This window comes from Rhizobium sp. P1_E1 (genome assembly GCF_056406015.1).
In genome coordinates, this window is record NZ_JBFUAY010000493.1 from 1 (window position 1) to 1,421 (window position 1,421).

General features: G+C 62.6%; 2 protein-coding genes and 1 pseudogene. 2 read left to right on the forward strand and 1 reads right to left on the reverse strand.

Annotated elements, in window-relative coordinates; translation table 11 throughout:
• A pseudogene (locus AC1D1Z_RS37400) lies at window positions 1–163 on the forward strand (polyphosphate kinase 2); the annotation flags it as partial.
• Between the two features lie 116 nt (window positions 164–279).
• On the opposite strand, the gene AC1D1Z_RS37405 reads toward AC1D1Z_RS37400, so the two are convergent.
• Window positions 280–1,155 (reverse strand): aldo/keto reductase family oxidoreductase, encoded by an 876-nt coding sequence (locus AC1D1Z_RS37405; RefSeq protein WP_477853866.1) that lies wholly within the window; start codon window positions 1,153–1,155, stop codon window positions 280–282.
• A gap of 96 nt (window positions 1,156–1,251) precedes the next feature.
• On the opposite strand from AC1D1Z_RS37405, the gene AC1D1Z_RS37410 reads away from it, so the two are divergent.
• On the forward strand, window positions 1,252–1,421 hold a 170-nt coding region (locus AC1D1Z_RS37410), incomplete at its 3' end, for a helix-turn-helix domain-containing protein (RefSeq protein ID WP_477853868.1).

Sequence of the window (1,421 nt, forward strand, 5' to 3'; positions counted from 1 at the left end):
GCACAAGAAAAGGGCGCGGTTGAACTGCATTGCCCATCTTCTCGAGCAGATCCCTTACGAGGATGTTCCGAAACCGGAGATCCAGTTGCCGGACCGCATCCGTCACGCCGATTACAACAGGGCGCCGGTTCCGCCTGAAATGCTTGTGCCGGAGCGCTATTGAAAGCATCGCCGCGTTGGGCGGCGGGCTACCGCATAATTCTTCAATTCGGAATCGTTTGAGGGATTGCTCCGCTACGCCGCGCAAGACGTGGCGTAGCGTCGGATCGCCGGCGACCGTCAGGCGGCGATATCAGCCATGCGGTTCAATTTCGAGACGGCGTCATCCGGCAGCACGAGCGCGGCGGCTGCGAGGTTCTCCCTGAGATGGCCGACGGACGAGGTGCCGGGGATCAGCAAGATGTTTTCCGCGCGACCCAGCAGCCAGGCGAGCGCTACCTGCATGGGCGTGGCACCAAGGCGTGCGGCGACGTCGGACAGGGTGGACGACTGCAGCGGGGTGAACCCGCCGAGCGGAAAGAACGGCACATAGGCGGTGCCTTCGTGCGCGAGGTCCTCGATCAGCCTGTCGTCGGCCCGATGCGCCAGATTGTACTGGTTCTGCACGCAGACGATCTCGGTGATCCCACGCCCCTCGGTGATCTGCCTCGATGTGACGTTGCTCAGCCCGATGTGACGGACCAGGCCTTGCCGCTGGAGATCGGCCAGCACCGTCAGAGGCGCTTCGATCGACCCTTCGGCTRGGCCGTGCACGTCGAACATGATCCTGAGATTGACGACATCAAGCACATCGAGGCCGAGATTGCGGAGATTGTCGTGCACTGCCGCGGTCAGCTCTTCACGCGAGAAGGCCGGCATCCATGATCCATCCCCGCCGCGCCGTGCGCCGATCTTGGTGACGATGGTGAGATCGTCGCGATAGGGATGCAGCGCTTCACGAATGATCTGGTTGGTGACGTGGGGGCCATAGARGTCGCTGGTGTCGATGTGGTTTACGCCGCTCGCGACCGCCTCGCGCAGCACCGCCAGGGCCGCGCCATGATCTTTGGGCGGGCCAAACACTCCAGGACCAGCGAGCTGCATGGCGCCATAGCCAAGCCGCTTCACGCTGCGGCCGCCGAGGTTGAACGTGCCGGATTGATCGATAGTGGACATGGTCTAACTCCTTTCAAGAGATGACACCAAGATAGGCGTTGGCGGCACGTGTGAAAATTGGCTATAATCCGCACGGGCTGTGCGGAGTAGCGAACAGTGAAAGCAGATCTGGGTGATCTCAATGCCTTTGTTGCCGTGGCGCGCGCCGGGGGTTGTCGTGAAGGGGCGCGCGTAAACGGCAGCAGCGCCTCTTTCCTCAGCGAAGCGGTGCGTCGCCTGGAGGCCCAACTCGGCGTCAGGCTGCTCAACCGCACGACACGCAGCGT